Origin of the sequence: Kitasatospora sp. NPDC006697, assembly GCF_042869935.1 — a bacterium.
GTDB lineage: Bacteria > Actinomycetota > Actinomycetes > Streptomycetales > Streptomycetaceae > Kitasatospora.
The window spans coordinates 105,422-129,465 of the sequence record NZ_JBIAGU010000014.1 but is presented as its reverse complement, the minus strand read 5'-3'; the positions used below and the strand labels follow the sequence as shown (position 1 = coordinate 129,465).

General features: G+C 74.0%; 20 protein-coding genes. 10 read left to right on the top strand and 10 right to left on the bottom strand.

Annotated elements, in window-relative coordinates; genetic code table 11:
- Window positions 1–20: 20 nt before the first annotated feature.
- The 4 genes from ACFYNO_RS21265 to ACFYNO_RS21250 form a co-directional block, all read right to left on the bottom strand.
- Window positions 21–1,733: a putative T7SS-secreted protein gene (locus ACFYNO_RS21265; RefSeq protein ID WP_388014379.1), complete on the bottom strand. Its 1,713-nt coding sequence runs from the start codon at window positions 1,731–1,733 to the stop codon at window positions 21–23.
- Window positions 1,730–2,320 carry a hypothetical protein gene (locus ACFYNO_RS21260; RefSeq protein ID WP_388014376.1) on the bottom strand — a complete coding sequence of 197 codons (591 nt, stop codon included), beginning with the start codon at window positions 2,318–2,320 and terminating at the stop codon, window positions 1,730–1,732. Before ACFYNO_RS21260 ends, ACFYNO_RS21265 begins: the two co-directional genes overlap by 4 nt.
- Window positions 2,317–2,721, bottom strand: coding sequence for a hypothetical protein (locus tag ACFYNO_RS21255; RefSeq protein WP_388014373.1), 405 nt, complete (start codon window positions 2,719–2,721; stop codon window positions 2,317–2,319). The genes ACFYNO_RS21260 and ACFYNO_RS21255 overlap by 4 nt, the downstream gene beginning before the upstream one ends.
- Window positions 2,722–2,798: 77 nt before the next feature.
- Window positions 2,799–4,424 carry a cytochrome bc complex cytochrome b subunit gene (locus ACFYNO_RS21250; protein WP_388014370.1) on the bottom strand — a complete coding sequence of 542 codons (1,626 nt, stop codon included), beginning with the start codon at window positions 4,422–4,424 and terminating at the stop codon, window positions 2,799–2,801.
- A gap of 206 nt (window positions 4,425–4,630) precedes the next feature.
- On the opposite strand from ACFYNO_RS21250, the gene ACFYNO_RS21245 reads away from it, so the two are divergent.
- On the top strand, window positions 4,631–5,428 hold the full coding sequence (locus ACFYNO_RS21245; protein WP_388014685.1) for an exodeoxyribonuclease III: 798 nt from the start codon (window positions 4,631–4,633) through the stop codon (window positions 5,426–5,428).
- Between the two features lie 177 nt (window positions 5,429–5,605).
- Here the strand turns inward: ACFYNO_RS21245 and ACFYNO_RS21240 are convergent, their stop codons facing one another.
- On the bottom strand, window positions 5,606–6,280 hold the full coding sequence (locus ACFYNO_RS21240; RefSeq protein ID WP_388014367.1) for a lysoplasmalogenase: 675 nt from the start codon (window positions 6,278–6,280) through the stop codon (window positions 5,606–5,608).
- Between the two features lie 214 nt (window positions 6,281–6,494).
- On the opposite strand from ACFYNO_RS21240, the gene ACFYNO_RS21235 reads away from it, so the two are divergent.
- Window positions 6,495–8,003 (top strand): DUF2398 family protein, encoded by a 1,509-nt coding sequence (locus tag ACFYNO_RS21235; protein WP_388014364.1) that lies wholly within the window; start codon window positions 6,495–6,497, stop codon window positions 8,001–8,003.
- An 83-nt stretch (window positions 8,004–8,086) separates the two neighbouring features.
- Here ACFYNO_RS21235 and ACFYNO_RS21230 read toward each other — a convergent pair whose 3' ends face one another.
- The 5 genes from ACFYNO_RS21230 to ACFYNO_RS21210 form a co-directional block, all read right to left on the bottom strand.
- Window positions 8,087–8,296 carry a hypothetical protein gene (locus ACFYNO_RS21230; RefSeq protein ID WP_388014361.1) on the bottom strand — a complete coding sequence of 70 codons (210 nt, stop codon included), beginning with the start codon at window positions 8,294–8,296 and terminating at the stop codon, window positions 8,087–8,089.
- 499 nt (window positions 8,297–8,795) lie between these two features.
- Window positions 8,796–9,686, bottom strand: coding sequence for an acyl-CoA thioesterase (locus ACFYNO_RS21225; RefSeq protein ID WP_388014358.1), 891 nt, complete (start codon window positions 9,684–9,686; stop codon window positions 8,796–8,798).
- Between the two features lie 59 nt (window positions 9,687–9,745).
- On the bottom strand, window positions 9,746–10,900 hold the full coding sequence (locus ACFYNO_RS21220; RefSeq protein WP_388014681.1) for an MBL fold metallo-hydrolase: 1,155 nt from the start codon (window positions 10,898–10,900) through the stop codon (window positions 9,746–9,748).
- 381 nt (window positions 10,901–11,281) lie between these two features.
- On the bottom strand, window positions 11,282–11,734 hold the full coding sequence (locus tag ACFYNO_RS21215) for a MaoC family dehydratase (RefSeq protein WP_388014355.1): 453 nt from the start codon (window positions 11,732–11,734) through the stop codon (window positions 11,282–11,284).
- Between the two features lie 69 nt (window positions 11,735–11,803).
- Entirely contained in the window at window positions 11,804–12,253 is a 450-nt protein-coding gene (locus ACFYNO_RS21210) for a pyridoxamine 5'-phosphate oxidase family protein (protein WP_388014352.1), read from the bottom strand.
- 155 nt (window positions 12,254–12,408) lie between these two features.
- Here ACFYNO_RS21210 and ACFYNO_RS21205 point away from each other — a divergent pair, with 155 nt between their 5' ends.
- The 8 genes from ACFYNO_RS21205 (at window position 12,409) to ACFYNO_RS21170 (ending at window position 23,926) form a co-directional block, all read left to right on the top strand.
- Window positions 12,409–13,284 carry a hypothetical protein gene (locus ACFYNO_RS21205; RefSeq protein WP_388014349.1) on the top strand — a complete coding sequence of 292 codons (876 nt, stop codon included), beginning with the start codon at window positions 12,409–12,411 and terminating at the stop codon, window positions 13,282–13,284.
- Between the two features lie 529 nt (window positions 13,285–13,813).
- A complete protein-coding gene (locus tag ACFYNO_RS21200) occupies window positions 13,814–14,173 on the top strand; it encodes a hypothetical protein (RefSeq protein ID WP_388014346.1) in 360 nt (119 codons plus the stop codon).
- Between the two features lie 38 nt (window positions 14,174–14,211).
- Window positions 14,212–15,231, top strand: a complete 1,020-nt coding sequence (locus ACFYNO_RS21195) for a hypothetical protein (protein WP_388014343.1) — start codon at window positions 14,212–14,214, stop codon at window positions 15,229–15,231.
- 101 nt (window positions 15,232–15,332) lie between these two features.
- Window positions 15,333–16,064: an SAF domain-containing protein gene (locus tag ACFYNO_RS21190; RefSeq protein WP_388014340.1), complete on the top strand. Its 732-nt coding sequence runs from the start codon at window positions 15,333–15,335 to the stop codon at window positions 16,062–16,064.
- Window positions 16,064–17,545, top strand: a complete 1,482-nt coding sequence (locus ACFYNO_RS21185) for a hypothetical protein (protein ID WP_388014337.1) — start codon at window positions 16,064–16,066, stop codon at window positions 17,543–17,545. The genes ACFYNO_RS21190 and ACFYNO_RS21185 overlap by 1 nt, the downstream gene beginning before the upstream one ends.
- 3,097 nt (window positions 17,546–20,642) lie before the next feature.
- A complete protein-coding gene (locus ACFYNO_RS21180) occupies window positions 20,643–22,010 on the top strand; it encodes a CpaF family protein (protein ID WP_388014334.1) in 1,368 nt (455 codons plus the stop codon).
- Window positions 22,011–22,052: 42 nt separating this feature from the next.
- Complete coding sequence (locus ACFYNO_RS21175; protein ID WP_388014331.1) at window positions 22,053–23,033, top strand: type II secretion system F family protein; 981 nt, start codon at window positions 22,053–22,055, stop codon at window positions 23,031–23,033.
- Window positions 23,030–23,926 (top strand): type II secretion system F family protein, encoded by an 897-nt coding sequence (locus ACFYNO_RS21170; protein WP_388014328.1) that lies wholly within the window; start codon window positions 23,030–23,032, stop codon window positions 23,924–23,926. The genes ACFYNO_RS21175 and ACFYNO_RS21170 overlap by 4 nt, the downstream gene beginning before the upstream one ends.
- Window positions 23,927–24,044: the final 118 nt, after the last annotated feature.

Sequence of the window (24,044 nt, the reverse complement as noted above, 5' to 3'; positions counted from 1 at the left end):
CGGGTCGGCGCCTGCGGGGGTCAAGGTCTGGCTCCCGCGACGCCCGAGCTCGGTTTGTAGTACGGGTTCGGCTGGAACGGCCCGAACTCCTTGGTGGCCGGGTCGAAGGTCTGCCAGCCCTTGACGTTCTCCAGCTTGATCCCGCCCGGCATGGCGATCTCCTCCTCGACGCTCCACGGGTTGTCCGGCACCGAGGCGTTGACGTCGATGCCGCCGGGCGCGTCCACCTCGTACCGGAACTTGGAGCCGTGCGTGTAGGCCGGGTCGCGGGTGGTGCCGACGAAGACCGACTGCTTGTTCGACCGCACGTAGCCGGGCAGGTCGGTGTTGTCAGTGTTCCAGGGCTGGAAGCCTTCGCTCTTGACGATGTCGTCCGGCGTGCGGTCGTCCCAGCGGTAGAGCGGCTCGTCGGTGGTGCGCCAGAGCGGGTCGCCCTTGATCGTGCTGATGTCGACATTGCGGTTGGCGGCCGCCGCCAGCGGGTCCTCCGGCGGGATGGTGCTGACCTTGGAGAGGTCCGGATCGAGCTTGTCCAGGCCCTGCTCGATCGAGTCCAGCGAGGCCTGCGCACTGTCCACCGCCGCCTGGTCCAGCACCGGCACGCCGCCGCCGGCCGGCACCTGGAGCGGGGCGCCGAAGTCGGTGGCGAACCCGGCCGCGTCCTCGCCGGTGCCGGTCGCCGCCTTCTCCGCGGCGCTCTCCGCCGTGCTGGTGGCGAGGTCCTTGGCGCCGGCCGAGGCCAGCTCGGTGGAGACGCCCTCGGCCGCGCCCGCTCCGTCGGTGGCGGCACCGAGCACCAGGTTGGGTATCAGGTTGCCGGTGGCCTGCGTGGGGTCCGAGCCCCAGCCGGTGCCGATCAGGCCCTGGATCAGCTTGGTCGGGTGCTGCCCGGCGTTGACCAGCCCGGCCAGCGTGGTGGAGAGCCCGTCCACGTACTGCGCGGGGTGGGTGAGGTTGTAGGGATCCTGGGGGTTGAGCGAGCGGGCGAAGTCGACGATCCCGGTGACGCCCTTGACCACGCCGCCCGCCAGGTGCAGCAGCTCGCTCGGGGCGTCCTCCACCACGTCGTGGAAGTCATCCTTCATCTGCTGCCAGAACCCGGGCTTGGCCGGCGCCAGCCCGGTCGCGTGGTCCAGCACCGCGGCCACCTTGACGCCCGCCGCGTCGCGCTGGCGCCGGGCCTCCTTCAGCTGGGCCTCGGCCGCCGCCCGGCCGCTGTCGCCCGGATCCTGGAAGGCGCCCGGATCGGTGGGCCGGCGGTCCGGGGACTGGCCGGCCGCCACCGCCTTGTTGTAGCTGTCGACGCCCTGCTTGTAGTCCTTGACCGACTGGTCCCACTGCGACTTGGCGGCCTTGGAGCTGTTCTGCGCCGCCTGGTAGCTGTCGTGCGCCTGCTTGGCCTGCTCCTGGGCCCAGGCGACGATGTGCGCGAAGTCCTCCAGCGCCACCGCCGCCTGGCCGCAGGCGGTCGCCGCGTCCGCCCACTTCTGCGGGTGCTCGGCGTACTTGGCGCGGAACGCCTCACCGGCCTTGCCCTGCCAGTGCACGGTGTCCAGCGCGGCCAGGCCGGAGTGGGTCTCCTCGAAGGCGATCGAGAACTTGTGCAGGTGCTCGGCGTTCTTGTGCAGCTGCTCCGGGTCGCCGTGCAGCAGCTGGGCCGGGTCGTCGGCCTGCCCGAGCTCCAGCTCCTGCAGCCAGCTGCCGTAGAGCGCCCCCGGGGGCAGCCCGCTCACAGCAGGCCGCCCAGCAGCAGGTCGAGGCCGTGGCGCTGCTGCTCGGTCTTGGCGAAGTCCTTGCCCTCGGCGGCCCAGGTCTTGCGGATGTTCTCGTTGGCCTTCTCGAGGTCCTTGGCGCCGTCCGGGTGGTTGATGTCGTCGTTGATCGGGTTGTCGGCCCAGGTCTGGGACCAGGACTGCGCCGCGACCTGGTCGCTGGTCAGGTGCGGGTTTCCCATGGAGGCGTTGACGATGTTCTTGAGCAGGCCCTGGGCGTAGTTCTCCTGCTCGTAGTAGAGACCGGCGCTCAGGCCCAGCCGGGTGGCGATCTGGTTGCCGTCCTGGACCAGGGTGCGCACGCCCCAGCCCCAGCGGTCCAGGAAGTGGCTGAACGCGGCGTGCGCCTTGTCGTGGCCGAACTGCCAGGTCTCCATGCCCATGTGGCCGAAGCCGCGGCCCTCGGTGGCCTCGCCGACGAAGCCCAGGGTCTTCAGCTCGGCGATCGCGTCGTTGATGCCCTTGGCCGCGCTCTCCAGCGCCTGGGGCAGCACCGTGTAGCCGCTGTTCCCGCCGCCCCCGCCGCCGTCGGCCGCCGCGCTGCTCATCGGACCGCCCCCGCCGTCGCCGCCGTCCTCGCCGTCCTCGTCGTCGTCGCCGTCGCGGCCGTGCCCGGGAAGGCCAGCGGGCGCGGCCCGCCGACGTCCACCGCCACGCCGCCGGGCCCGTCCAGGCGCGGCACCGCCACGTCCAGCAGCAGGTCGCCGCCGATCCGGGCGAAGTCCCAGCGCCGGCCGCCCTCGCCGCGGGCCCGGGCGAACCGGGCCAGCGCGGGCTCGTCGGTGAAGGCGTAGAGCCAGAGCAGTCCGCCCAGCTCGCCCGCCATCGGCTCGCCGTCCGGCGCGAGCGGGCAGAGCAGCGTGGCCGCCCGGAACTGGTCGACCAACTGGCGGCCGTCCCCCCAACCGCCGTACAGGGCCTCGATGCCCCGCGACAGACTCAGCAACACCAGCTGCCTCCCCCTCACCCATGGTCACACCCGGCGCAGGAGGTAGATTCAACCACCAAGCGGTGGTGCGCTCACGCTCAGACCCGGTCCCGGTAGTACCAATCGCTCAGCGCCGCCCGCAGCCGCTCGCGCCGCGAGCCGTCGGCCGCCTCGACGGGCGCCGGGCGCTGACCGACCGTCAGGGAGTACGCCTGCCGCTCCGTCAGCTGCTCGTGGTCCTGCTCGAAGCCGCCCTCGACGGTCTGCCGGACCTCGCCGGTGGGCCGGCCGTCGGCGATCCGGGTGCGGTCCCGGGACTGCAGCGCCAGGCAGAGCCAGCGGGTCAGCCAGAAGGCCAGCACCGGCAGCACGAAGAGCGCGATCCGCAGCGCCCAGTCCAGCCCGTTCACCGAGACCTCGAACTTGTACGCCAGCACGTCCTGCGCACCCGCCAGCAGCAGCACCCCGTAGGCCGTCACCCCGGCGGTGCCGACCGCGGTGCGGGTCGGCCGGTCGCGCGGGCGGTCGCAGAGGTGGTGCTCGCCGCGGTCGCCGGTGATCCAGACCTCCACGAACGGGTAGGCGTAGAGCGCCGCGAAGAGCAGCAGCGGCAGCACCACGGCCGGCAGCAGCGGGTTCCAGGAGACCGTGTGCCCCCAGAACCGGGTCTCGGCGCCCGGCATCAGCCGCAGCGCGCCCTCCAGGAAGCCCATGTACCAGTCCGGCTGGGCGTCCGTGGAGGCCTGGTCCGCGCGGTACGGGCCGTACAGCCAGATCGGGTTGATCTGCGCCACCGCCGACAGCACCGACAGCACCCCGAAGACCAGTGCCGCCAGGCCCGCGGTCTGCGCCGAGAACTGCGGGAACAGCGGCTTGCCGACCACGTTGCGGTTGCTCCGGCCCGGGCCGGCCCACTGGGTGTGCTTCAGGTAGAAGACCAGGATCAGATGGGCCGTCACCAGCCCCACCAGCAGACCGGGCAGCAGCAGCACGTGGGTGGTGTACAGCCGGGACACGATGTCCCGGCCCGGCCACTCGGCGCCGAAGGCGAAGAACGCCAGGTAGCTGCCGACCAGCGGGACGGCCAGCATGAAGCCCTGGGCGGTGCGCAGGCCGGTGCCGGAGAGCAGGTCGTCGGGCAGCGAGTAGCCGGCGAAGCCCTCCACCAGGGCCAGCTGGAACAGGGTCAGGCCGATCAGCCAGTTGATCTCGCGCGGGCGGCGGAACGCCCCGGTGAAGAAGACCCGCAGCATGTGCACGCCGATCGAGGCCAGGAAGACCAGCGCCGACCAGTGGTGCAGCTGGCGGATCAGCAGCCCGCCGCGCACGTCGAAGCTGATCGCCAGGGTGCTGGCGTAGGCCTCGGTCATCCGCACCCCGCGCAGCGGGGCGTAACCGCCGTGGTAGACCACCTCGCCCATGGCGGGCCGGAAGAAGAAGGTCAGGTAGACGCCGGTGAGCAGCAGCAGGACCAGGCTGTACAGCGCCAGCTCGCCGAGCAGGAACGACCAGTGGTCCGGGAACACCTTGCGCAGCAGGCCCTTGGCCGCGTCCAGGAACGGCAGCCGGCCGTCCAGCGCCCGCGCGCCCGCCTCGGCCCGCTCCGCCAGCTGCTCCCGGCGCTCGCCGTCAGCCGCCGCGCGGGCCCGGTCGCGCTCCCGTCGCAGCCCGGCCACCCGGTCCGCCCGGTCGCGCTCCAGCCGCTCGTCCCGCAACCGCCGCATCGGGTGCGCACCTCCTGCCAGTCGTCCCCGGCCAGTCTGGGCGCGGCGGGCGAGGGCGGCCGGGAGGGCGGGCCCGGCGGGCGGCGGGTTCACCTCAATGGCAGCTTCGGCGGTCCTGTCGGGGGGCAGCGGTAGTTTTGGGGGCGAGCGCCTCGCCGGGGGCGCGTCCGTTCCTCGTCCGTCTAGCTAAGGCCATCGTCGTGACCCTGCGCATCGCCACCTGGAACATCAACTCCGTCACCGCGCGGCTGCCCAAGCTGCTGGAGTGGCTGGAGGGCGCCAAGCCCGATGTGCTCTGCCTGCAGGAGCTCAAGTGCGCCACCGACGCCTTCCCGTACGAGGCGGTGCGGGCGCTCGGCTACGAGACCGAGGCCCACGGGACCGGGCGGTGGAACGGGGTGGCGATCCTCTCCAAGGTCGGCTTCGACGACGTCGTGCGCGACCTGCCCGGCCAGCCCGGCTACCTGGCCGACGACGCGCTGCTGCCCGAGCTGGAGGCGCGGGCGATCGGCGCCACCTGCGGGCCGGTCCGGGTCTGGTCGGTCTACGTGCCCAACGGCCGCGAGGTGGGCCACGCGCACTACCGCTACAAGCTCGACTGGCTGGAGGCCCTCCGTCAGGACGTCGCGGCCGACGCGGCCGGCGACCGCCCGTTCGCGGTGCTCGGCGACTACAACGTGGCGCCGGCCGACGAGGACGTCTTCGACCTCGCCGCCTTCGAGGGCCAGACCCACGTCACCCCGCTGGAGCGCGCCGCCCTGGCCCAGCTGCGCGAGACCGGCCTGACGGACGTCGTGCCCCGCCCGCTCAAGTACGACCGCCCGTACACCTACTGGGACTACCGCCAGCTCGCCTTCCCGAAGAACCGCGGCATGCGGATCGACCTGGTCTACGGCAACGCGCCGTTCGCGGCGGCGGTCAGCGACAGCTACGTGGACCGCGAGGCCCGGAAGGGGAAGGGCACCTCGGACCACGCGCCGGTGGTGGTGGACCTGGAGCTGTAGGGGGAGGGGCGGGGGCGAGGGGGAGGCGCGCTTCCGCCGCGACTTCCGCCTCGCCGCTGCGTTGAGGCTGCGGCGAGGCGATTTCCGGGGACCTCCGGTTACTTGTGCCCGGGGGCCGTGGCCCGGGCCCTCTCGGGCGCCCGCGCCGCGCCTCCTCGGCACTCACCGAACCGGCCCTCAGCCGCGCTCGCGCTCGCCCTTCAGAGCCGCCGTGGTGAGCAGGTACTGCGCCGCCAGGTAAGTGGACATGATCCAGAACTCGTGGCCCGGCAGTTCCTTCCACTTCGCCAGGCGGGTGGCGATCAGGGTGTCGGAGAGCAGGAAGAGGCCGCCACCGAGGCCGGCCCGCCAGCCGAGTCCGGCCGAGCCGACGGCGGTGGAGGCGAGCAGCAGGCTGTAGCCGGCCACCGGGACCTTCAGGTCGCCCAGACCCGGCCAGAGCTGGGTGATCAGGACCAGCCAGGCCGTGGCGTAGCCGGCCGCGACGATGGTGATCCGCCGGCGGTCGGTCAGCGCGCCCTGCTTGGCGAACATGGTGATGTAGCAGACGTGCGCCGCCGCGAAGGCGCCCATGCCGGCCAGGAACGCGGCCTCGTCGTCGACCTGGAGCAGCGTGTCGCCCGCCGCACTGGCCAGCAGGGCGCCGGTGAGCAGGCCCGGGGTGGGGCCCTCGGCGGCGGAGGCGTGGGCGGCGAGCAGCGGCATCAGCGCGGGCTTGGTGACCTGTTCGACCGCACCGGTCCCGGTGAGCAGCGAGCCCAGGTGGGCCGCCGAGGTGGCGCCGAAGGCCGTGAGCAGGCCGCGGGCCCGTCCGGCGAGCCGGCTGCCGATGGTGCTCGAAAGGTGCGACATGCGCTGCTGCTCTCCACGAGTCCTCGAGGTCCGAACGGCTTACCCCGGCACGATAGGCGAGAGCGGGGGGTGGCCGGAAGACATTGTTACCGACGCGTAGGAAGCCGGTCGGGTCGAGCCGTCCGCAACCGCCCCGGACGGTGCCTTAGGCTGTCCCGTCGGGAGTCATCGGGGACTTCCGTGGACCGGAACGGGCGGCACGGCGGAGGGGCGCGTGAACGGGGGCGGAGCGCTGCACGACATCGAACTGCCCGGTACCACCATGACCCTCCGCAGACGCACCGAGCCCGCGCCGGCGGCCCCGACCGGCCCGAACAGCCGCGCACCCGAGGCCGAGCAGTTGCTGGTGCTCGCCCGCCGGTTCACCGACTGCGCGCCGTCCGCCGCACACGACCTGTTCGCCGACGCCTTCGGCCTCTACTGCGCCCGGCACTTCGGCGCCGCCCCCGCGCCCACCGCCGCCGACCTGGCAGAGGTCAGCTGGTGGCACGGCCCGACGGTCCGTCAGTCCGTCCCCCGCGCCCGGCGCGGCCGCCGCCCGGCCGCCCCCGCCGCGCTGCCCGCCGCCCGCGGCGGCGCCGGCCGGCACCGCAAGAGCGAGGCGAGCGCCCAGCAGGCCACCGAGCGCCGCGCCGCCGCCCGGATGCTGCTCGCCCAGCCGCTGGTCACCGCCGACGGCCCGCACGCCGCCGCCTATCCGCTGATCCACCGTCACGCTGCCTGGCTGACCGAGCGGTTCGCCGAGCTGCTCGGCTACCGGCTGATCGTCGGCGACGGCTTCGCCCGGCTGGTCAAGGCCGAGCTGGGCCCGGGCGCCGACCGCCCGCTGCTGCTGGCCGGCGAGGCCGGCACCCCGGCCTGCTACGCGGCGCTGGCGGTGGTGCTCTCGGTGGTGCTGCTCGGCCCGGACCGCTGGCCGGCCGGGCAGCTGGCCGCCCGCGCCGGGCAGGTCTGCGCGGACCGGTCGATAGCCGTCGGCGAGCCCGAACTGGCCGCCGCGGTGGCCCGGCTGGCGGAGTGGCGGGTGCTGGTCGAACTGCCCGACCGGTGGCAGGGCGTGGACCACGGGCTGGCCGCGGCGCTGGCCGCCGCCTGCCGGCCCGCGCAGCCCGAGGATCCGCCGGTGCCCCGGACCACCATCCCGGTGGCGGTGCGGCGCCGGCTGGCCGAGACGCCCGTGCTGCTGGCGCAGGAGCTGACCGCGCTGGAGCGGGAGTGGCTCTGGGAGTCCCGGGAGCGGGAGGCCGAGCTGTTCGCCGACTTCCTGGGCCTGGTGACCGAGGTGCGGGCCGAGGGCGTGGCCCTGCTGGACCCGGCGGGCGAGCTGACCGACCTGCGGCTGCCCGGCCCCGGCCCGCTGGCCACGGCGGCGCTGGTGCTGGTGGAACGCCTGGTGGAGGAGCTGCGGCCGCTGCCGGACGAGCCCGCGCCGGTGGCGGTGCCGATCGCCGAGGCGCTGATAGACGGCATCCTCGGCGACGTGGCCGACGAGTGGCACGCGCAGGAGCCGGACGAGGAGGCGGAGCGCCGGGCCCACCTGGCCGACCGGGCCGCGTTCCGCCGCGAGGCGCTGGCGCTGCTGCACCGGCTGGGCCTGATCGCCCCGGTGCCGCCGGCGGCCGCCGGCCGCGGCGGATGGCTGCTGCTGGCCCCGGCGGCGCGGTACGCGGCGGAGTTCGGCGGGCTGCCCGCGGGCGGCAACGGCCGGCACTCCCGGCGCTGAAAGGCTGTCCTGCTGTCCTGCTGACCTGGTCCTGCTGACCTGCCGTCAGGCGGTGGCGCCCGTACGGCGGATGGTGCTCCCGGTCAGTGCGCCGAGCTCGCGCTGGTGGCGACCGGCTGGTGCCCGACGGTCTCGACCGTGGCACCGACGCCCAGCGTGCCGAGCGCGACCGAGGCCGCGACGGCGGCGCAGGCCAGCAGTCGGCGGTGCCGCTTGGGCAGGGGGAAGCGCGGCTCCTCGGCCGCGGGTGGACCGGCCGGTGGCCATGGGTCCGTGAAGAGCGATTCGTCCATGATGGTGAGCATTCCAGTCTGGTGTTAAACGATGACTACACAGGGGTGAACGCCGTACCGGAACCATGCGGCGATTCGGATCATGGGGCGGCGGTGCGGACCGTACCGGCGCCCTCGCGCTCCGTGTGCCCCAGCGTGCGCCCCGGAGCGTAGGCGGCCGTCGCGGCGCGCCGCCGCCGCCAGCCGTTGCCGGGCCGGTCCGTAGCAGAAGACCGGCGGCAGCACCGCCGGGCGCCCGCCGAACTGACCGTCCGCCAGGGCCGGTGCTGCGCCGGTGGTGTTCATCCCCGTGGCCAGGATCGGCGCCGCCGTCTCACCGGGCCGCGGGTGCGCCCGCGGCCGCGGCCGCCTGCCGCGCAGCCGCCGGGACAGCCGACGGGCCGTCAGCCCGGCCAAGCAGGGCGCGGCCGCCCGGAGCAGCATGAACCGGCAGGTGGCATCGGCGTGCGGCCGCAGCAGGCAGCCCCCCGCGCAGGCGTCGGGCTCGGGCCCGGGGAGGTCACCCGGAGGGGCGCCGTCGCTCCCGCAGCAGGGTCTCCTGCACGGCCGAGGCGACCAGCACCCCGTCCCGGTCGTAGAACTCGCCGAGCGCCAGCCCCCGGCCGTCCCCGGCGGACGGGCTGCGCTGGGCGAACAGCACCCAGTCGTCGGCCCGGAACGGCCGGTGGAACCACATCGCGTGGTCCAGCGAGGCCAGCGAGACCTGGGTGGGCGCGCTGCGCTGGAACCGGTGCTGCTGCAGGTGCAGCGCGGTGGTGGAGGCCAGCGTCAGGTCGGAGAGGTAGGTGAGGGCACAGGTCTGGATCAGCGGGTCGCCGGCCGGCAGCGGAGTGCCGGTGCGCATCCAGACGAACTGCTGCGGCACCCCGGCCGGCTCGGGCGGCAGGCCGGGCGTGTCGCGGGGTACGAAGCGCAGCTCCAGCGAGTGGAAGCCGGTGGTGGCGCCGAAGTCGTCGGGGGAGTTGGCGGCCCAGCGGGCCACCGCGTCGTCCAGCTCCTCCGGGCCCGGCACCGGCGGCATGGTGCGCTGGCGCTCGGAGGGCGACTCCTCCGGCCGCTTGAAGGAGGCGGAGAGCATGAAGATCGCCTCGCCGCGCTGCACCGCGGTGACCCGGCGGGTGGCGTAGGAGCCGCCGTCGCGCAGCCGCTCCACCTGGTAGACGATCGGGCGGGCCGGGTCGCCCGGGCGCAGGAAGTAGCCGTGCAGCGAGTGCACCGCGCGGGCGGTGTCCACGGTGCGGCCGCCGGCGGTCAGCGCCTGGGCCGCGACCTGGCCGCCGAAGGCGCGCAGCGGCGCCCCCGCGTGGCAGCGGCCGCGGTAGAGGTTCTGGTCCAGCTCCTCGATCCGCAGCAGGTCGAGGAAGGGCACGGGCCCGGGCGCGTCGGTCATCGGACCATGGTGGCAGACGGAGGGGTCGGCTCCGCGTCCGGGTTACCCGCCAGTAGTCATCAGGCCGGGACCTCGTCCTCGGCGGCCGGCCGGACCGGCTGCGCGACCGCGACGGGCTCCGCCTCCGGCAGCGCCGCCACCGCCCGCCACCAGTGGTCCGGCGCCGGCGCGGCGGCCGGCTCGAAGGGCGCGCCGATCCTCGGCACCGCCACCCGGGCGCCCAGCTCGGCGGCGGCGGCCAGGGTCCGCTCGACCGGCTCCTCCCACGGGTGCTGGGCCAGGTTGAAGGTGGCCCAGTGGATCGGCAGCAGCAGCTCGCCGCGCAGGTCCAGGTGGGCCCGCACGCCCTCCTCCGGCGTCATGTGCACCTCGGGCCAGAACGGGCTGTAGGCGCCGACCTGCACCATGGTGGCGTCGAACGGGCCGAGCCGGGCGCCGGTCTCCGCGAAGCCCGGGAAGTAGCCGGTGTCCCCGCTGTGGAAGACCCGGTGCTCCGGTCCGGCCACCGACCAGGAGGCCCAGAGGAAGTGGGTGCTGGTGCGCGGGCCGCGGCTGCAGTAGTGCCGGGCCGGGGTGGCGGTCAGAGTGAGCCCGGCCAGCTCGGCCGACTCCCACCAGTCCAGCTCGGTGATCCGGGCGGCCGGCACGCCCCAGTGCTCCAGGTGGGCGCCGACCCCGAGCGGGGCGGCGAACTCGGCGCCGCTGCCGACCAGGGCGCGGACCGAGGTCATGTCCAGGTGGTCGTAGTGGTCGTGCGAGATCACCACCACGTCCACCGGGCCGAGGTCGGCGATCCGGATCGGCATCGGGTGCAGCCGCTTGGGCCCGATTCCGGCGAACGGCGAGCAGCGGGTGGCCCAGACCGGGTCGAAGAGCACCCGGCGGCCGTCCAGCTCGGCCAGCACGGTGGCGTGGCCCAGCCAGCTCAGCCGCAGGCCGGAGGCGGGCGGCGCGGCCAGCTCCGCCGAGCGCAGCTGGTGCACCGGGATCGGGCCGGCCGGCAGGCGGCGGGTGCGGCCGGAGGCCAGCTGGGCCCGGGTGACCTCCAGCGGCGAGCGCTCGTAGACCACCCGGCGGGTCGGCACGGGGTTGCGGAAGGCGCCGTCCGCGAAGTTGGGGCTGCGCAGGATCCGCTCCAGCCGGGCGCCGGTGGGCTCGGTGCCGAAGGCGTCCGTCCGCACCCGGCGCCAGCCGGCCGCGGTCAGCTCGCGCAGGCGGGCGACCGGGGTGGCCGGGGCGGGCCGGTCCGGCGGGGCCGCCCCGTCCGGCGGTGTGGTCCCGTCCGGCGGTGTGGTCCCGTCGGGCGGGGTCGCGCGGTTCGGCGGGTCGGCCGGGTTCACCGGGGAAGTGGCGGGGACGGAGCCGGGCACGGCACCTCCTGGGCGCGGGGGACTCGACAGCAGCGAGCGGGAGCCGCGCTCGGAGGCCGGCACCCGCTCGGTACGATCACCATCTCTTCCGAAGATTAGCCGAAACCCGCCGGTCAGGCGCGGTGGTCCGGACACCGTTCTGCCGTTCGGGGCGCCGGATGACCGGTCGTCAGGCCGGTTGCCCGGCCGCCGGGCTCCGGTCCTCGGGCCGGCTCCCCGGAGCAGCTACGCGTAGAAGCGGGTGATCGTCTCCGCCACGCAGTGCGGCTTGCTGCCGCCCTCGCTGGTGATGGTGCAGCGGACCACCGCCTGGTAGCCGCCCGGCACCTCGGTCAGCGACAGCAGCTCCGCGGTGGCCCGCAACCGGCTGCCGACCGGCACCGGGGCCGGGAAGCGCACCTTGTCGGAGCCGTAGTTGACGGCCATTCGCACACCGTCGACCGAGTAGCACTCCTTGGCCAGCATCGGGATCATCGCCAGGGTCAGGTAGCCGTGCGCGATGGTCCCGCCGAACGGTCCTTCCTTGGCGCGCTCCGGGTCCACGTGGATCCACTGGTGGTCGCCGGTGGCCTCGGCGAACAGGTCCACCTGCTGCTGGGTGACGGTGTGCCAGTCGCTGGTGCCGAGCTCGCCGCCGACCGCGGCGGCCAGCTCGTCGAGGGAGGCGAAGGAGGTCATGGGCGCTCCACGGCCGATCGGGGGCACGGACGGGCGGACGGCCTTCCACCCGTGCCCGGGAGCGTAGTCCTACCGGTCGGTCACCTGGGGGCCGGGTGCGGGCGGTTCCGGGGGGTGCGCCGGTTCCGGGTGCAGGCGGCGGCCGGTGGCCAGCTCCGCGTCCAACCGCACCAGCAGGGGCGCCGGGCCGTCGACCCAGGGCCGCGGCAGCCCGCCCGGGTCGGCCGGCTCGCGCAGCACCTCGGCCCGTCCGTGTACGACCACGCTCCAGCCGCTGCGCTGCTCGGGGTCCAGCCGGTCGGCCTGGAAGGCGGCCACCGTACCGTGCAGGGTGCGGGCCGCCGCGCCGTCCGGGACCAGCACCAGCAGCAGTCGGCCGTCCGGCTCGACCCGGAACGGCACCGGCAGCACCCGCAGCAGCGCGTGCTCGGTGTACACCACGCGTCCGATGGGCACGGTGCTGAGCAGCCGAAAGCACTCGGCCTCGCTCAGTTCCTCGATACGGTCGACACGGTCCATACGTCGATGGTGCCCCCGTCGCGGCTGGGCCAGTAGGGCCCATGGTCCCGGAGCGGACCGGCACGGGCGGTGCCGACGGCGGCCGCCGGCGGACAGCGCGTCGGCGACGGGCGCGGCACGTGACAGAGCGACGAAGCGACGAGGGGTGCGGGCAGATGGCGGGGACTGTGGCGGGGACCGCGGGCACGGGCGGCGGCATCGACCTGGTGCTGATCGGGGCGAACGGGGGGCCGGAGAAGGCCTTCGCGGGCTCGGCGCAGGCCGGGCAGGGCGCCGGGGAACTGGCCCGGGCGCTCCCCGGAGTCTGCTTCGACGCCGGCAGCCAGGGCTGCCGGGTCACCGTGGTGCCGCCGGAGGCGGACGCCAACACCATGCTCACCGCGCTGCGGGCGGCGGCCCGGCAGGAGGGGCGCTGGCTGGTGGTCGGACTGCTCGGGCAACTGGTCGCCGACCCGCGCGGCCGGCGGCTGGCGCTGGTGACGGCCGGCAGCACCACCGAGAACGCCTACATGCGCGGGCTGGCCTGGGACTGGGTGGTCAGCACCATGGTGCACGGCACCCAGGAGGGGGTGCTGCTGCTGGTCGACCTGGTCGCCCGCCCCGACACCTGGGCGCTGCTGGACGGCCGGGGCGGCGACCAGGGCGTGGCCGAACTGCTCACCCACTCCCGCGTGCCGCTCTGGGGCCGGATCGGCCCGCACCCCGCCGGGCGGCGCGGCCGGTCCTCGATCCTGCCGGGCGGTGAGGGATCGTTCAGCTGGGCGCTCGGGCGGGTGCTGGACCGCGGGGTGCCCGCGGCGCCGCCGGCCATCGGACCGGCCGAGTTCCAGCCCGCGGTGGCCGCCGAGCTGGCCTGGGGTGAGCTGGCGTCAGGCATCGAGGCCCGACTGCTCGTCCCTCCTTCGGGTGGCCGGTTGTTGCTGCGGAATCGGGCCGCGGTGCGGGGTGCGCTGGCCGGATTGTCGGTTTCGGAAGAACTGTTGGCAGTTCTGTGGCGCGAAAGCACCACAACAGATCCCGGTTCCGACTAAGGTCAGGGCCCCGAGGTGTTGCCGAGAGCGACGCGGTGGCGAAGAATCGTGCCCCGCACCGGGAATGGGCAACGGGCGACGGCTTTCGGTCAACGTCGGGTTCCATGCCGACGATCGATTGACGCCACCAACTCCGGCCAGCTGTCGGGCAGTACGCGACAAGGTGGGGCTTATGGGCCGAAGCAGGGCTTTGTTACGCCTTAGGGCGATCGGGGTCGGTGCGGCGATGGCCCTTTTCCTGGCCGGCTGCGCGGCCAACGCACCCGGTTCGGCGAGCCATTTGTCGGATGCCAATACCAACCCCGGTGCGGGTGCTGTCATTGGGACCAATGGGACCGCTGGGACCAGTGTTCCGGGTGGCGCAGGTGGAGCCCGCGAAGCTTCTGGGGGGAGCGGGGTTTCGGGCGCCCCGACCGTGGGAAGTTCGACCAGTGCGTCGGGCGGGGGAGCGGCAAAGCCGGCGGACGGCCAGGAACGGGCCGTCGGGCGAGCTGTCCTGAGTACCTATCAGAACTGGTGGGCGGCGCAGGTGAAGGCGTACGCGGGTGAGGACCAGAACGGCACCCAGGTGGGGGTCTATTCCGGCGGCACGGCGTTCTCGAACGTGCTGGTGAGTCTGCGGGCGCTGCACAATGCGAAGTTGGTGATGACGGGTCAGCCGTCGATCAATCCCGCAGTGCAGAGCCTCGATCTCGGCGGATCTTCGCAGAGCGCGGTGATCACCGACTGCGTGGACGTCACCGGGTGGCACCAGACCGACCCCGCCAATGGATCGTACAAGGACGCACCGCAGCACCTGACCCGCTATCCGGCGACCGCGGTGCTGCGCAGCAATGGCGTGATCTGGAAGGTCTACGAGTTCAACCGCGAGACGGGCCGGACATGTTGAGGACACCGCGGACCAACCGAACCGGCCGGTATGCCGGAATGCTGTTCCTGCTGCTCGGACTGGTGGCCGGGCTGGTGACCGGACCGGTGATGGCGGCGGCCCCGGCCGAGGCCGCGGGCACGCCGCCGCCGGGCGGGATGAACCCGTGCCTGGTGCTGTCGGTCTGCATCGTGATCACCCAGCCGGGGAGTTCGACCGGCGGGGGAGGGGGCAGCACCGGCCCCGCGCCGACCGACGGCTCGACCGGGACGCCGGCGCCGTGCTCGTACAAGGGGATCGTGGAGCCCTGCTGGGACGGCGACCTCGGGTACTTCGACAACGACACCGGGTGCTACTACCGGCAGGCCGACCCCGGAGACCCGGTCTGGAAGGACAAGCCGGCCACCGCCGGTACGCCGGTGTACCCGGTCTGCGTGAACGCGGACGGCACGCTGACCGCCGAGCCCGTCGAGTGGCTGGACAAGGTGCCCGGCGTCACCGCGGGACCGCCGCCGACCTACGTGGTCGGCCAGATGGCCTTCAACCGCCTCGCGTTCGAGCGTCCGCAGGCGCACACCGCGCCGCAGGGCAAGTCGCTGCTCGGGATCGGGCCGACCTTCTTCTGGTACGACACCAAGACCGGCACCCGGGCCTCCGAGGTCGGGGACCTGACGGCCAGCGCCTCGCTCAACGGCGTCACCGTGCAGGCCACCGCACACGTCACCTCGGTGCTCTGGGACCTCGGGTACCAGAAGAACGGCGTGGAGCAGACGGTCGACTGCACCGCGGCCGGCGCCGGGAAACCGTACGCACCGGGCATGGAACAGGGCACGCCGCCGGCCGGCAGCTGCTCGGCGGTCTACGCCGCGCTCTCGGCGACCGACGCCCCGCTGCCCAGCAACGCCCCCAGCCCGACCACCTCCGCGGCCCCCGGCGGCGGTTTCTGGCCGATGGTCACCGTCACCTGGGTCGCCGACACCGACACCGCGGCCGGCCCCGGCCACTTCGGGCCGGTGACGCTGAGCATCACCAGCTACCCCGCGCAGCTCCAGGTCAACCAGCTCCAGGTCCTCAACTAGCCGTATCCACCAGCTGTATCCGCCAGCCGTATCCGCACGCCAGTCGGCGCCGAGCACGACGCTCGGTGCGAGTCGGGCAAGGTCAGGAAGGTCGCAGTCCGATGGAGAGCCGTACCGCCTTGACGCCGACGCATGGCACCCCGGCCGGCCAAGGCCGCGACGGCGGGCGCCCCGTCTCCCCGACCCGCGCGCTGCGCAACCGGCGGCGCCGACCCGCCGTGCTGGCGATGTCGGTGGCGCTGATCGCCGCCGGCGGGCTCGGCGGAGCGGTGCTCTACAACAGCACGGGGCAGCGGATCGCCGTGCTGGCGCTGGCCCATGACGTGCCGTACGGACAGGCGTTGACGCCGAACGACCTGGTGGTGGCCCGGATCGCCAGCGATCCGGCGCTCGCCCCGGTCAGCGCCGACGACCTGGCCCGGGCGGTCGGCCGGCGGGCCACCACCGACCTGCACAAGGGCGCGCTGCTGCTGGCCGCCGACCTGACCGGCGCGGTGGTGGTGCAACCCGGCATGCAGGAGGTCGGGTTGCCGGTGCACGCCAGCCAACTGCCCGCCGCGGGCGTGCAGGTGGGGCAGCAGATCGAGATCGTCATGGTCGGCGATCCCAACAACGGGGCGCCGCAGACCATGACCGCGGTCGTCGCGCAGATCGCCAAGGGCGGCGACGGCGTGATCGACGTGGCCGTGCCGCCGGCGGACGCGGCGAAGCTGGCGCAGTGGGCGGCCAACGGGAAGTACCAGATCATCCTGGCCCCCAAGGCCGGTGCCTCGCCTTCGCCTTCCTCCTCCGCTGCTCCGTCCGGCTCCGCCTCACCCTCGGGGAGCGCCTGATGGCCGTCATCGCGCTCACCGGTGGTCCCGGCGCACCGGGCACCACCACCTCCGCGCTCGCCCTGCTGCTCGCCTGGCCGCTGGCCGGGGGGCGGCGGGTGCTGCTGGTCGAATGCGACCCCGACGGCGGGGCCGCGCTGGCCGGTGCGCTGCAGGGCCGGGTGGACGGCAGCCACGGGCTGCGCAACCTCGCGGTGGCCGACCGGCGGGGCATACTCGCCGAGGCGCTGTGGGAGCAGCTGATCGACCTCTCCCCGGGCGGCACCGGCGACCGTCTGCTGCTGCCGGGCCTCACCGACCCCGCGCAGGCGGCCGGGCTCGCGTACACCTGGGAGCCGCTGATCGAGACCCTGCGCGGACTGCACGACCTGGGCTACGACGTGCTGCTTGACCTCGGCCGCTCCGGCGCGCTCGGCGCGGGCGCCGTACTCGCCCGGCGGGCGGACTGCGTGGCCGCCACGGTGCGCACCACGCTGCGCGGACTCAGCACCGCGCGCCCCCGGGTCGCGGCGCTGCGCGAGGACCTGGCGGCGGCGGGCACCGGGGCGGACGGCCTCGGGCTGCTGCTGATCACCGAGGGCCCGTACCCGCCCGGCGACGTCACCCGCGAACTGGGCTTGCCGCTGCTGGGCACCCTGCCGTACGCCAGCCGCACGGCCCGGGTGCTCTCGGACGGCGGTGACTCGACGGACCGGCGGTTCATCCGCTCCGAACTGTTGCGCGCGGCCCGGACGGTGGCCGACCGGGTGCTGACGGTGGCCCGGCAGCGGCACGACCGGCTGACGCCGGTCCAGGTGGCGGAGCCGGTGCCGGAGCCGGAGCCGTTGTTGTCGCCGTCGCAGCCGCCGTACCAAGCGCAGGAGTACTACGCCGAGCAGAGGTACGAGGAGTATGCCGCTCCTGCCGCGCCCTCCCATGACATGTGGGGCGGTCCGGTCCCGGGCACGATGGGGGACAGCCAGCCCTGGGAACCGGTGCCGATGCCGATGCCGGAACCCGAGCCGGCGCCCGCCTCCTGGTTCGAGCCCCCGCAGCGCGCCCAGGACACCTGGGGCGGCCCGGTTCCGGGGACGTACAGCACACCGCCGGCCGAACAGGCCTGGCCCGCGGGCTGGGAACGCGATGCCGATCCTGCTCCCGCTCCTGCCCAGCAGTGGGAGGAGTGGCCGGACACCGAGGCACCGCCCTCCCACCGCCGCCCGGCATGGGCCCAGCCCAACCCCGCCCCGGGGGCACCGCCCACGGCCGACTACGGCAACGACGTGGTCCCCGGCGTGGTCCCGCCCAGCGTCACCGGCCAGGCCTTCGCCTCCCCGGCAGGCCAGGTCTTCGTCCCCCAGGCCGGCCCCGTCCAGGTCCGCCCGGGCACCGGCGGCTACCCGCCCCTGGCGGGCATAGCCCCGCACCCGGCAGCTCCCGAACCCTTCCCGGCTCCACCCGAGGACACCGAGCCCCAGGGGGAGGTCCTCCGTGCGCGGTAGCCCCGACACCACGAACGTGCCCGAGCTCCCCTGGCACGCGGAACCGGACGACGACGACCAGCCGGGGGTGTACGCCCCGGCGCCGGAGGGAGATGCGTCGGGGTCGGCTGCTGGACCGGCTCTGGGGCCAGGGGGTGCGGGGAACACCGCTGGGCAGGGCTCGTTCGCCCAGGCTCCGGACCCGTTCGCCCTGCCCCGTCCCGCGATTGCTGGAAACGGGGACGGTGCGGCACGCGGGAGGGACCCGTTCGCTCGGCCCCGGTCGGCAACTCCTGTACCGCGCCCGGTCAATGCGGCTCCCGAGAGCAGCGCTGTTCAAGCGAGCGACCCGTCCGCGTCACCACGCACGGCGGCCACTGGACCGAGGCACGCAGGTGACCCGTTCGCCCTGCCCGGCCCGGCGGCACCCGTCGCTCCGGGAGCCGACCGACGGACCGATGACCCGTTCGTGGTCAGCGGCTACCCGGGCACGAACGCAACTCCCGCTGCTCCATGGAACGCGGACGGCTGGGCCGATCCGGCAGCGCCCTCGGGATCGACAAGCGCGACGGGAACGCCGCACGGTTCCCACGGCCAGCCCGAGCCCCAGCCTCACCCCGCCGATACTTCCGCCACGCCGTTCACCCCGGTGAACAGCAACGCGGCTGCCGATGACCCCTTCGCCCTCCCTGCGCCGGCGGGCCATCGGGCACCGGAAGTCGGCCGGGCCGACGGTGCGGTTGCGCGTGGTGCGACTGCTCCTGGCGAAGCCTCAGCGCATCCGGGTCCCGCTGCGTCAGACGACATCAGCGGCCCGACTCCCTCGCTGCCCCCGTATATCGCCGCCGGTGCCGCTTCCTCGATGCCCCTGCATATCGCCCCCGGTGCGGCTTCCTCGATGCCCCTGCACGTCGCCGCCGGTGCTACTCCCTCGATGCCGCCTGGCGCTATCAGCGCTGGGCACCCCGGGTCCGTTGCAGCCCCGAACGTCGACTCTGCCGACTTTGCGGCTGCTCCTATGCCCTCGGCTGGTAACTCCGTTGCCCCGGCGGCGTCGAACGTCGGTTCCGCCGACTTTGCGGCCGCGCAAGTGGCTCCCTTGGCTCCGGCGCCGTCGAGCGGTTACCCCGTTGCCCCGGTGGCGCCGAACGTCGGCCCTGTCGACTCTGCGGCCGTGCCGGTGACCCCTGATGCTGTGGCGCCGTCAACTGGTTATCCCGTTAGTCCTGTTGCGCCGAACGTCGGCCCAGCCGACTTTGCCGCTGTTCCGGTCACCCCTGTTGCTCCAGCGCCGCCGACTGGCTACCCCGTCGCCCCGGCGGCGCCGAACGTCGGCCCCTCCGACTCTGCCGCTGTTCCGGTCACCCCTGCTACTCCAGCGGCGCCGAACGTCGGACTGGTCGACTTCTCCGACGCTTCTCCCTCTCCTACCGCCGTGCCGTCCCTCCCTGCCGCGTCGTCATATAGCACCGACGCATCCGAGCAACCGCGTTACCCAGTCGCATCGAACGTCAGCTCCGCCGACTTCGCCGCAGTTGCCCCCGCGCATCTCCCCGCTCACGCCGCTCCCTCGGCACCGACGGCGCAGAACACCGACTTCTCCATCCACCCGAGTTCCCCCACGCCGCCGAACGTCGGTCCCGCCGACTTTGCCGCCGCTTTCGCACCCTCCTCTCCTCACCCCGGTGCGCCCGTGACACAGAACGTCAGCTCCGCCGACTTTGCCGTGGGCCCCGTTGCTCCACGGACCTCACACGTCCGGGGTCGGGAAGTCGGCGGGCCCGACTTCCCGACCCCGTCACCGACGCATCGTCAGCCTGCACCACGAACTCCGGAAGTCGGAGGGGCGGACCTTTCGCCCACCCCTGGAGTCGGCCAGGCCGACGTCTCGGGCACCGTTGCTTTGGGTGTCAGCGCGGCCGCAACGTCGACCCCAGGAGTCGGGCCAGTCGACTTCTCAAGCGCCAATGCGCCCGGCGCGCCATCGGGTGCGGGAGTTAATGCAGTGCATTACTCGGGTGCTGCCGCTCCCGGTGTTTCGCCCGCCCAGGAAGTCGGCCCGGGTGACTTCCCGGGCGTGGTGAGGCCTGGTGGACCGTCTGCTCCAGGAGTCGGTCCGGCCGACTTCCTGGGGGCAGGTGGACATGGTTCGCCGTCTTCCCCGGGAGCCGGCTCTGCTGCTCTTTCCCACGCGGCGGGTTTTGGCGAATCTGCGGCGCCGGAAGTCGGTTCGGCTGACTTCTCGCGTGGGGGTGGTCCTGGTGGGTTGTCTTCTTCGGTGGGTGGGGTTGTGGGTGGTCCTGGCGTAGTGGGTCATGGTGGCTCTGCGGCGGCGGGAGTCGGTTCGGCCGACTTCTCGCGTGGGGGTGGTCCTGAGGGTTCGTCTTCTCCGGTGGGTGGAGCGGCCGGTGGTCCTGGCGTAGCGGGGCAAGGAGGCTCCGCGGCGCCGGGAGTCGGCCCAGCCGACTTCTTCGTCGCGCCGCCGCGGCCCACTCCCGGTGTCGTGGTGGGGCCGGTGAGGGCGGGCACCCCAGCGGGTGGGCCGTTCGCGGGGCCGTTGCCCGGGGTGGGGGAGCCGTGGACCGTCGCTCCTGCGGCCGGCCCTACCGCGGTCCCCGCGGGGTGGGCTCAGCCCCCGTCGTCGATGGGCGCTGTTCCCGGGCAGCCGCACCCGGGGTGGTCGCAGAACGACCCGCGGAGTACCGCGCATGCCGAGGGGCAGGGGTGGCAGCGCCCCGATGCCCGGCCGGCGGCTGCCGCGAACGGGCGCCGCCCCGATGCGTCGTCCGCTCCCGGTGCCGAGCGGCAGCCGCGCGCCGATGGTCGCCCGTCGTCCGCTCCCGGTGCCGGGTGGCAGCCGCGTCCCGGTGGGCGCCCGGGCCCGGAGGCTCCCGCCGCCCGCCAGCCGCGGCCGCACCCCCGCCCCGCGCCCACCTCCACCCCAACCTCCGCCCCCGGCGCACCGCAGCACGCCGCACCCCCCGCCGCCCCCCGGCAGCAGCAGCGCCCGCCGACCCCCCGCGCTGCCACCGCATCCCCCACCGCCTCCGCGCTGCCCGTGCTCCCCACGCCCGACCCGTGGAGTGCGAAGCCGGCGCCGCCCGCCGTGGATCCGCGGGTGGCGCGGGAGCTCAAGCGGCAGGTGGCGGCCGAACTGCACCAGCAGCTGTCGAAGTTGGCGGCCGGGCAGGGCAGCAGTGGAGTGGACCGGGCGACGCGGCGGCAGCGCGGGCGGGCGCTGATCGAGGACGCGGTGGCCCGGTGGTCGGACGGGTACGCGCAGGCGCACGGGGCCGCGCCGACCAGGGAGCAGGACCGGGCGCTCGCCGAGGCGGTGTACGACCTGCTGTTCCGGGCCGGCCGGCTGCAGCCCTACCTGGACGACCCGGAGATCGAGAACATCCTGATCAACGGCTGCGACGACGTCTGGATCTCCCGGGTGCACCAGCCGCTGCGCCAGGTCCCGCCGGTCGCCGACTCCGACGCCGAGCTGGTCGAGATGCTGCAGGACCTGGCCCGCCAGCACGGCGGCGGCGAGCGCAGCCTCAACACCGCCAGCCCGACGCTCGCGCTGCGCCTCGAGGGCGGGATGCGGCTGCAGGCGATGACCGAGGTGACGCCCCGCCCCTACGTCGCGATCCGGCGCCACCGGGTGGCCTCGGCGACGCTCACCGACATGGTCAAACTCGGCACCGTGGACGCCACGCTCGCCTCCTTCCTGGCCGCCGCGATCCGGGCCCGGAAGAACGTGATGATCACCGGCACCCAGGGCGTCGGCAAGACCAGCCTGCTGCGCGCGATGGCCGCCGAGATCCCGCCGGACGAGCGGATCGGCACCCTGGAGTCGGAGTTCGAGCTCTGGCTGCACACCCTGGGCCACCTGCGACAGGTGGTGCCGATGGAGGCCCGCGAGGGCAACGGCGAACGGGTGGACGGCCGCTCGGTCGGCGAGTTGACGATCGGCGACCTGATCCCGGCGGCGCTGCGGATGACGCTCTCCCGGATCATCGTCGGCGAGGTCCGCTCGGGCGAGGTGGTTCCGATGCTGCGGGTGATGACCAACGGCGAGGGCGGCTCGATGTGCACCCTGCACGCCCGCGGCCCCCACATGGTGGTGGACCGCATCGCCGAACTGTGCCTCGAATACGGCTCGCATATGACGGATGCGCTTGCCTACCGGCTGACCGCCAACGCCGTGGACCTGATCGTGCACGTGTCGATGGTGGACGAGACCGCGCTCGGCGGCCGCCGGCACCGGTTCGTCTCGCACGTCATGGAGGTGACCGGGCTCGGTGAGAGCGGACGTCCGGCGCTGAACACGGTGTTCGGCCCGCGTCCGGACCTCGGCGAGCCCCGGGCCGTGCCGCACACCCCGCCCAACTGCCTGGACGACCTGCGCCGGGCGGGCTTCGACGCCGGCCTGCTGCAGTCCGCGTACGGCAGTTGGAGCGCACCGCTGAACCTGCGGATCGGCGGACAGCGATGAGAAGCACGACATGAGACGAAGACTGACGGACGAGGAACGGTGATGCTGCTCTACGCCCTCTGCGGGCTGCTGGTCGCCGGCGGCCTGGTGGCGCTGGTGTTCGGCCTGCGCGGGTCCCCCGCCCGCGAGCAGGCCGAGCCGAGCCGGTTCGCCCTGCGGCTGCGCCAACTCTGGTACGGCACCACGGGAACCCCGGCACCGGCCATGCTGCGCCGGCGCCGGATCCAGAGCGCCCTGTCGCTGATCGCCGCGCCGCTGGCCTGGCTGTTCAGCGGGATAGTGCTGATGGCGATCCTGGTGCCGGGGCTGATCTTCGGCCTGCCCTGGCTGTTCGGCGTGACCAAGGCGGACCACCGGCACATCCGCCGGCTGGAGGCGCTGGCCGAGTGGACCCAGCGGCTCTCCGACGTGCTGCTGCTCGGCACCGGCCTCCAGCAGGCCCTGATCACCAGCCGCCGCACCGCACCGTCCGCGCTGCAGACCGAGATCGACGACCTGGCGGCCCGGTTGCAGTCCCGCTGGCGGGCCGAGGACGCGCTGCGCGCGTTCGCCGATTCGCTGGCCGATGCCACCGCCGACAAGGTACTGGCCGCCCTCGTCCTGCGGTCCGGCGACAGCGGACCGGGCCTGGCCCGGGCGCTGGCCGACATGGCCGAGTCGCTGCGCGACGAGGTGCGCCAGCGCCGGGCGATCGAGGCGGACCGGGCCAAACACCGCACCACCATCCGCTGGCTGGTCTGCATCATCCTCTTCGTGATCGTGGTGGGCTCGTTCAACTCCCGCTATACCGCGCCCTACAGCTCGGCCCAGGGCCAACTGGTGCTGTCCGTGTTGGCGTTGCTCTTCGTCGCGGTGATCGCCTGGATGCGCTCGATGGCCTCCCACAAGCCGCTGCCGCGCCTGCTGGAGAGCGACCGGCGCAGCCAGGTGGCCTCCTTGGACGAGGGGGCGGGCCCGGACGTTGACGGCGCCGGGCAGGACCAGGCGGCCGCGGCGTTCGGCGAGTTCGGGGAGGTCCGATGATGACGATCTCGCCCTGGGCGATCCTGGCCGGAGCGGTGGCGGCCGGCGGCCTGGCCCTGCTGATCTCCGAACTCCGGCCGGCGCCACCGGACCTGGGCCAGACCCTGGACCGGCTGCACCGCCCGCCGGACCCGCCCCGGCCGAACTCCGAACCGGAGGAGGAGGAACGCTGGTACGACCGGCTGGGCGGCCGGGCACTGGTCCTGCTCGGCATCCGGGTGCCCGCGCAGTCGCTGGCCCTGGTCGGCCGCGAACCGGCGCGCTACATGGCGCACAAGCTGCTCTTCGCGCTGGTCGGCCTGACGTTGCCGGGCTACCTGTCGGCGATGGTCGCCGTGCTGGGCTATCCGCCGCCGATCGCGGTGCCGCTGGTGGTCAGCCTCGGCCTGGCCGTGCTCGGCTGGATGGTGCCGGACGCCGTCGTGCAGAGCGAGGCCAAGGAGGCCAGGACCGAGTACCTGCACGGAATCTCCGCCTACCTCGAACTGGTCGCGCTGGAGCGGGCCGCCGACCACGGCCCGGCGGAGGCGATGCGCCGCGCCGCCTCGGTCGGCCGCGGCGCCGTCTTCCGCCGACTGCAGGACGCACTGGAGCGGGCCGCCACCGACCGGGTCCCGCCCTGGGAGGGGCTGGAGGCGCTCTCCGGTGAACTCGGCCTCACCCAACTGCAGGACGTGGCCGACATCATGCGGCTCTCCGGCACCGACGGCGCCGCCGTCTACGACACGTTGCGGGCCCGCGCCAAGGGCCTGCGCGACGAGCTGCTGGCGGACGACCTGGCCAAGGCCGGTGCCACCAGTGAGCAGATGGTGGCGCCCGGCGCGGCGCTCACCCTGCTGATGACCCTGCTGATCGTCTATCCCGCGATCTACCAGATGCTCCATGTCCTCTGACTGCCCGTCCGGCGCCCACGACGTCCGCTTCCAGGACCTCCGGGCCCGGGCCCTTCCCGTGAAGTTCCGTCCCCCGCACCACAATCCCGCGCACGACAATCCCCCGCTCCACCATCCC